Annotated in this window: 7 protein-coding genes; 5 read left to right on the top strand and 2 right to left on the bottom strand. The window is 66.2% G+C overall.

The features are described from left to right. The coding region (locus LPZ50_RS19500) for a zinc-binding dehydrogenase (protein ID WP_230663946.1) at positions 1–450 on the top strand (450 nt) is incomplete at its 5' end. Between the two features lie 10 nt (positions 451–460). Continuing rightward, a complete protein-coding gene (locus LPZ50_RS19495; RefSeq protein ID WP_230663943.1) occupies positions 461–1,468 on the top strand; it encodes a Bug family tripartite tricarboxylate transporter substrate binding protein in 1,008 nt (335 codons plus the stop codon). Positions 1,469–1,486: 18 nt separating this feature from the next. Here the strand turns inward: LPZ50_RS19495 and LPZ50_RS19490 are convergent, their stop codons facing one another. Further along, complete coding sequence (locus tag LPZ50_RS19490) at positions 1,487–3,307, bottom strand: glycoside hydrolase family 15 protein (RefSeq protein ID WP_230663940.1); 1,821 nt, start codon at positions 3,305–3,307, stop codon at positions 1,487–1,489. A gap of 5 nt (positions 3,308–3,312) precedes the next feature. After that, a complete protein-coding gene (locus LPZ50_RS19485) occupies positions 3,313–4,128 on the bottom strand; it encodes a glucose 1-dehydrogenase (protein ID WP_230663949.1) in 816 nt (271 codons plus the stop codon). Positions 4,129–4,440: 312 nt separating this feature from the next. Here LPZ50_RS19485 and LPZ50_RS19480 point away from each other — a divergent pair, with 312 nt between their 5' ends. From LPZ50_RS19480 to LPZ50_RS19470, 3 genes are all read left to right on the top strand, one after another. Further along, a complete protein-coding gene (locus LPZ50_RS19480; RefSeq protein WP_230663937.1) occupies positions 4,441–5,355 on the top strand; it encodes a helix-turn-helix domain-containing protein in 915 nt (304 codons plus the stop codon). A gap of 158 nt (positions 5,356–5,513) precedes the next feature. Further along, on the top strand, positions 5,514–6,488 hold the full coding sequence (locus LPZ50_RS19475; protein ID WP_230663934.1) for a tripartite tricarboxylate transporter substrate binding protein: 975 nt from the start codon (positions 5,514–5,516) through the stop codon (positions 6,486–6,488). 18 nt (positions 6,489–6,506) lie between these two features. Beyond that, on the top strand, positions 6,507–7,123 hold a 617-nt coding region (locus LPZ50_RS19470; RefSeq protein ID WP_268903493.1), incomplete at its 3' end, for a thiamine pyrophosphate-binding protein.

Raw genomic sequence — 7,123 nt, 5'->3', positions numbered from 1 at the left:
GGCGCCGTGCACGCACTGGCCGCCGGCGAAGACCTGGCCGCGCAGGTCAAGGCGGCAAGCGGCGGCGCCGGCGCCGATATTGTTTTCGACGCAGTGGGAGGCGCGGCCTTCGAACGCAGCGTGCGCGCCGCCGCCGCCAACGCCCGCATGCTGTCGATTGGATTCGCCAGCGGCCAGGTGCCGGACGTGCCGCTGAACCTGCTGCTGGTGAAGAACATTACCCTGCATGGCTTCTTCTATGGCCGCTACCTGGGCTGGACGCCGGCCGACGAGCGCGCCGTGCACGCCCCGGCGCTGCAGCGCGCCATGCAAACCATGCTGGACTGGGCCCGCCACCGGCGGATCCGGCCTGCTGTCACGGCGGTATACCCCGCCGCCGAACTTGCCACGGCCCTGGCCGCGCTGGAAAGCCGGCGCGTCATAGGAAAGGTGGCGCTCAAAATAACATAGGAGACACCCCATGCTTGCCCAGCTTCATTCCTTGCGCGGCCGCCGGCCGCTTGCCGCACGCCGCGCCGCGGCCGCCCTGTTTACGGCCGGCCTGGCGCTTGCGCCATTGGCCTCGCACGCCGCCAGCGATTTCCCGTCGCGTCCCATCACCATGGTGGTGCCGTACCCGCCCGGCGGCCCCACGGACACCGTCTCGCGCCTGGTGGCGGCCGAGATGTCCAAGACCATAGGCCAGAGCGTGGTGGTGGAAAACAAGCCCGGCGCCAGCGGCATGATAGGCGCCGACCTGGTCGCGCGCGCCAAGCCCGATGGCTATACCTTCCTGGCCAACGCCTCGCTGCACGTCATCAATCCCTACCTGTACAAGTCGATGCGCTACGACTCGTTCAAGGACTTCGCGCCCATCACGCAGCTGGCCGACGTGCCGCTGGTGCTGGTGGTGCCCGAAACCTCCAGCGTGCGCAGCGTGGACGACCTGGTCAAGCTGGGCAAGACCCGGCCCCTGAACTTCGGGTCGGCCGGCACCGCCTCGGCGCAACAGCTGGCGGGCGAATCGTTCAAGGTGCGCAGCGGCCTGTCGATGCAGCATGTGCCGTACAAGGGCAGCGCCCCCGCGCTGACAGACTTGGTGGGCGGGCAGATACAGTTGATGTTCGACTCCATGCCCTCGGCCATGCCATTCATTAAATCGGGCAAGCTGCGCGCCGTGGCCGTCACCACCGCGCAGCGCGTGGATGAGCTGGCCCAGGTGCCCACCATGGCCGAATCCGGTTTTCCTGGCTTCGACATCAGCACCTGGTATGGCTTGTGGGCCCCGGCCGGCACGCCGCCGGACATCGTGGCCAAGCTGTCCGAACATGCGGCGCGCGCGCTGAAGCAGCCCAACCTGGTCAGCCAGTACGCCAGCCTGGGCGCCAAGCCGGTGGGGTCCGATCCGCAAGTGTTTGCGCGCTTCACCGAATCCGAAGGCCGGAAGTGGCGCGACATCGTCGAGGCCGCGAACATCCAGCCCCAATGACGCGCCCCGCGCCGGCGCTCAGTCGTGCGGCGCGTCGCGCGACGGGCGCTGGCGCGCCGTGCCGCCGGCAGCACTCAGGTTATAGGCTGTGTTGACCAGCCCGATATGCGAAAAGCCCTGCGGGAAATTGCCCACCAGGCGCTTGCGCACCACGTCGTACTCTTCCGCCAGCAGGCCCAGGTCGTTGCGCAGCGATAGCAGGTGGTCGAACAACTGCGTGGCATCGTCCAGGCGTCCCTGCATGATGTAGGCATCGGCCAGCCAGAAGCTGCACACCAGGAACACGCCTTCGCCGCCCGGCAGCCCGTCGTCGCTGTGGGTGGTGGAATAGCGCAGCAGCAGGCCGTCGCGCAGCAGTTCGCGTTCGATCGCCCGCACAGTGCCCGCCACCCGCGGGTCGTCGGGCGGCAGGAAGCCCACCTGCGGGATAAGCAGCAAGCTGGCATCCAGCGCCGTGCCACCGTAGTACTGCACAAAAGTGTTGCGCCCGGCATCGTAGCCGTTCGTGCAAATGTCATGGCGGATCTCTTCCGCCAGCGCGCGCCAGCGCTCCACCGGCCCTTCCAGCCCGAAGCGTTCGCACGACTTGATGCTGCGGTCCAGCGCCACCCAGCACATCAGGCGCGAATGTGTGAACACCCGGCGCGGCCCGCGCATCTCCCAAATGCCGTGATCCGGCTCGCGCCACAGTTTTTCCAGGGGCTTGAGCAATACCTTCTGCATGCGCCAGGCCTCGGCCAGCGGCGCCAGTTCCGCCACCCGCGCCGCGTGCAGGGTCTCGATCAGTTCGCCATACACGTCCAGCTGCATCTGTCCCGCCGCGCCATTGCCAATGCGCACGGGCGGGCTGTTCTCGTAGCCCGGCAGCCACGGAATCTCGTGCTCGGGCAGCCACCGTTCCCCGGCGATGCCGTACATGATCTGCAACTGGTTGGGGTGGCCCGCCGCCGCCCGCAACAACCATTGGCGCCACGACTCGGCCTCTTCGCGGTAGCCCGCGTTCAGCAAGGCGTACAGGGTCAGGGCCGAATCGCGCAGCCAGCAGTGGCGGTAATCCCAATTGCGGCTGCCGCCCAGTTCCTCGGGCAGCGATGTGGTGGGGGCCGCCACGATGCCGCCCGTGGGCTGGAAGGTCAGCAGTTTCAGCGTGATCAGCGAGCGCACCACCGCATCGCGCCGCCGCGCGTCGCCGTTTTCCCAGCGGCAGCGCTTGGCCCATTCGTGCCACCACGCAATGGTGCGGTCCATGCTTTCCATGCGGTCGGGCACAAAATGCGGGGTCTTGTGCGAACGGTGGTACGACAATGTGAAAGGCACGGTCTGACCTTCCCGCACCGTGAATTCGGCCACGCTTTTCATATCGCGGCCTTCCAGGTTCACCGCCGTGTGCAGTTCGACCGCGTCAGGGCCGGCAATGGCGCTCAAGCCGTAGTCGCGGCGCCGCACCCAGGGCACGGCCTGGCCGTAGTTGAAGCGCAGCGTCAGCTCCATCTGCATGTCCACATGGCCGGATTCGCCGCGCACGATGCGGACCACGTCCACGCGCTCTTCGTCGTCGCTCAGCGGCATGAAATCGTACACGCGCACCGCGCCGGTGGCGGTTTCGTGGCGCGTTTCCAGCACGGCCGTATCGGGCAGGTAACGGCGCCGGGCCGGCTCGGCCGGCTGCCGGGGCGCCAGCAGCCAGCGTCCGTGCGATTCATCGCCCAGCAAGGCGGCGAAGCAGGCGGGCGAATCGAAATGGGGCAGGCACAGCCAGTCGATCGAGCCATCGCGCGCCACCAGGGCCGCCGACAGCATGTTTCCGATCAGGCCGTAATCTTCTATGGGTTTTGCCATGGCGCTCAACCCGCGCCACGAAAGCCGGGGTACAGGGTCATGCCCCCGTCGATGAACAGCGTATGCCCCGTGACGTAGTCCGATGCGTCGCTGGCCAGCCAGGCTACCGCGCGCGCCACGTCCTCGGGCTCGCCAATGCGTCCGTACGGAATCAGCTTCAGCAGCGCGGCCATGGCTTCATCGGTGTTCCAGGCCGGTGCATTGATGGGCGTGCGTATCGCCCCCGGCGCCACCGAATTCACGCGTATCTTCATGGGCGCCAGTTCCTGCGCCAGCGATTGCATCAGCAGCGACACCCCGCCCTTGGAGGCCGCGTAATTGGCCTGGAAGGCCCAGGGAATCACTTCGTGCACCGAACTGATGAAAATGATCGTGCCCGCCGCGTCCGCCGACGGGTCGGGCGGGCGGCCCAGAAACGCCCGCACCGCTGCGCGCGCACACAGGAACTGGCCCGTCAGATTGACGTCGATGACCTTCTGCCATTGCGCCAGCGTCATGTCCTGCACGGCCGCCGGCTGTTCGATGCCGGCATTGTTGACCAGGATATCCAACCCCTGGAAATGATCCTGCGCCGCGCGGAACAGCTGCTCCACGTCATTCTCGCGGCTGATGTCCGCGGCCACCGGCACCGCCGTGCCACCTGCCTGGATGATTTCCTGCACGACCTCGGCGCCGCGCCGCGCCGAATCTTCGTTGGGCCGATGGTTGACCACCACCCGGGCGCCCGACGCAGCCAGTTCCCTGGCGATGCCCCGCCCGATGCCCGAATTGGCGCCCGTGACGATGGCGACGCGTCCGGATAAATCCACCGCATGCCGCATGCTGCTCTCCTTCGCGGCGCGCAGGTCGCAATGCGGTTCAATGCGCATCGCCGGGGCGCCGCTTTCGATAGCCAGCATTCAGCTTAGCCCCGCGGGCGGGATGCGTTCAACTCGTCGCCCGGTAGGCAATGGGCGAAAAAAACCCCGGACCAGACCGGGGAAATTAACTTCAAGACTCTGCTAAGGCCGCTCTGAGACCTGATAGCAGGACTGATTTTGACACAAACAATAATAAATATCAATATCAATTACACGGCGATGGTAAAGTTTTCGCCGGGACACAAGCCACCATAACTCCGAGACTATCCCGAGATGAACCCGGCGCCGGCAGCCGACGCGGAATCCATGCCCGCCACGGGCGATTTCCCTACCTTCGAATCCACGGATTTCGCGGGCGAGGGGTCGTTTTATTTCGACCTGGTCAAGTTGCAGAGCCGGCCGGAAATACCCCGCGGGTTCCCCCACCGGCATGCCTACTATCACATCCTGTGGATGACGCGCGCCCAAGGTTCACACATGCTGGACTTCCAGCACCTGGAGGTGCGCGACCGGTCGGTGTTCTTCCTGGCGCCCGGCCAACTGCACGCCTGGAGCTCATCCATTGCGCCCCAGGGCTATGTGATGAACATCAGCACGGCGTTCTTTACCCACATGTTTCCGCGCGCCGACGACATCGCCAAGTTTCCCTTCTTTCATCCCACCAGCGGCAACCCGGTGCTGTATCTCAGCCCCGACCAGCATGACAGCATGCTGCCGCTGCTGCAGCACATGGAACAGGAGATCCAGGCGCGCCAGGTCGGCCGCTACGACATCGTGCGATCGTATCTGCTGATCTTGCTGACGCAATTGCGCCGGCTGTATCCGGTGGACGAACGCACCCTGACGGCCGGCCCCAGCTACCCGCTGGTCAAGCGGTTCACCTTGCTGATCGAAGAACGCTACCTGTCCTTCGGCAGCATCCGCGAATACGCCGACGCCTTGTTCGTCAGCGAGCGGCAACTCAATGAAGCCGTCAAGCGCACCATGGGGCGAACCGCCGGCCAGATGATCCAGGACCGCCTCGTGCTCGAGGCCAAGCGCCTGCTCAGCAATACCGAAGGCGGCATTGCGGAAATCGCTTTCCAGCTGAACTTCGAAGACCCCGCCTACTTCACCCGCTTCTTCAAGAAGCATACGTCGCTGACGCCTGGCGAGTTCCGCAGGAACTTCCTCAGCCTGCGGGACTAGGGCCCCGCGGAAAAGTGCAATTCAAGCACTGATCCGTCCTAACGCGCGCGCGGCTCCCCTGCGTACAGTGTGGTCCAGGATCGGTAACGCCTTGCGGTGCCGGCCCTGCAACCCACGACACGGCCAGCCTCGCATGGCCGGGCAAAGACGGAGACATCATGGACAACACGTACGGACGCTTGCTGCGCCCCTTGCTGGGCGCCGCCCTGGCGTTGTGCTGCGGCGCGGCCGCGGCCGCTTTTCCAGACCACCCTGTGCGCATCATCGTGCCATTCGCCGCGGGCGGAGCCACCGACGTGATTGCCCGCACCGTGGCCCAGGAAATGGCCGGCAAGCTGGGCCAGCCTGTCATCGTGGAAAATCGCGCGGGCGCCAACGGCAATATTGGAGCCAGCGCGGCCGCCCGCGCCGACGCGGACGGCTACACCTTGCTGATGGCCACCTCCAGCCACGCCATCAATGCCACGCTGTACCGCAACCTGGACTACAGCCTGACCAAGGACCTGACGGGCTTGTCCAACCTGGCGTCGGTGCCGCTGCTGTTGGTCGTGAACCCGGGCGTGCCCGCCGGCACCGCTGCCGAACTGTCGGCCTACGTACGCAGCCAGGGCAACAAACTGGCTTATGCCTCGGGCGGCACGGGCACCGCGGCGCACCTGGCCGGCGCGCAGTTCAACGCATTGTCGGGCGGCCAGGCCACCCACGTGCCGTACAAGGGCGGAGCCCCCGCCATCAATGACCTGATAGGCGGACAAGTGCAGTTCATGTTCGCCAACTTGCCCGAAGTGCTGTCGCAGGTCCAGGGCGGCCGCCTGAAACCGATCGCGGTCACCGGCCAGCAGCGGCACGCGGCCTTGCCGGACGTGCCCGCGTTCTCGGAAACGCCATTTCCCGAGATGGCCGCGCGTTCCTGGTTTGGATTGTTCGTGCGCGCGGGCACGCCGCCCGACCGCGTGGAACGGCTGTCCACGGCCATTACCGCAAGTGTCGCCGCCCCGGCCGTACAGGCCAAGCTCAAGAGCCTGGGCGCCGACCCCGTGGGCGATGGGTATCCGGCATTCCAGCAATACGTGGCCCAGGAGGTGGAACGCTGGCACACGCTGGTGCAGGCATCCGGCGCATCGGTCGACTGAACCCGGAACAGGCGAAAAATGGGCGACCATTCCCAGCTCCGCACCGGCGGGCAACTGATCGTCGACGCCCTGCTGGCCCAGGGCACCGACACTGTATTCTGCGTTCCTGGCGAAAGCTACCTTGACGTGCTGGACGCGCTGTATGCGCAGCAACCCGCCATACGCGTCGTTGCCTGCCGCCATGAAGGCGCCGCCGCCTTCATGGCCGAGGCCCAGGGCAAGCTGACCGGCAGGCCCGGCATATGCATGGTGACGCGCGGCCCGGGCGCCACCAACGCCAGCATAGGCGTGCACACCGCCTTCCAGGACTCGACCCCCATGATCCTGCTGGTGGGCCAGGTGGGCCGGGACATGATCGAACGCGAAGCCTTCCAGGAAATCGATTACCGGCGCATGTTCGGCCCCTTCGTCAAATGGGTTGCGCAGATCGATGTCACCGCCCGCGTGCCGGAATTCATGGCGCGGGCCTATGCGGTGGCGCAATCCGGACGGCCTGGACCGGTGGTGCTGGCATTGCCCGAAGACATGCTTACCGAATCGGCTTTTCCCGTCGAGGTGCCCGCAGCCAGTCCCGTTCCCATCATGGCCATCCAGTCCGACTCGCTTTCCTCTCTGCCCGACGCCCCTCGCCTGGT

The organism is Bordetella petrii, assembly GCF_020991325.1.
Classification (GTDB): Bacteria; Pseudomonadota; Gammaproteobacteria; order Burkholderiales; family Burkholderiaceae_B; genus Bordetella_A; species Bordetella_A petrii_E.
The sequence above is the reverse complement of the archived record's forward strand: the minus strand, read 5'-3'. Positions and strand labels throughout refer to the sequence as shown.

Excerpts from the sequence above, each read along its gene's own strand:
- LPZ50_RS19495 (WP_230663943.1), top strand. The coding sequence starts at position 461 with ATGCTTGCCCAGCTTCATTCCTTGCGCGGCCGCCGGCCGCTTGCCGCA.
- LPZ50_RS19490 (WP_230663940.1), bottom strand. The coding sequence starts at position 3,307 with ATGGCAAAACCCATAGAAGATTACGGCCTGATCGGAAACATGCTGTCG.
- LPZ50_RS19485 (WP_230663949.1), bottom strand. The coding sequence starts at position 4,128 with ATGCGGCATGCGGTGGATTTATCCGGACGCGTCGCCATCGTCACGGGC.
- LPZ50_RS19480 (WP_230663937.1), top strand. The coding sequence starts at position 4,441 with ATGAACCCGGCGCCGGCAGCCGACGCGGAATCCATGCCCGCCACGGGC.
- LPZ50_RS19475 (WP_230663934.1), top strand. The coding sequence starts at position 5,514 with ATGGACAACACGTACGGACGCTTGCTGCGCCCCTTGCTGGGCGCCGCC.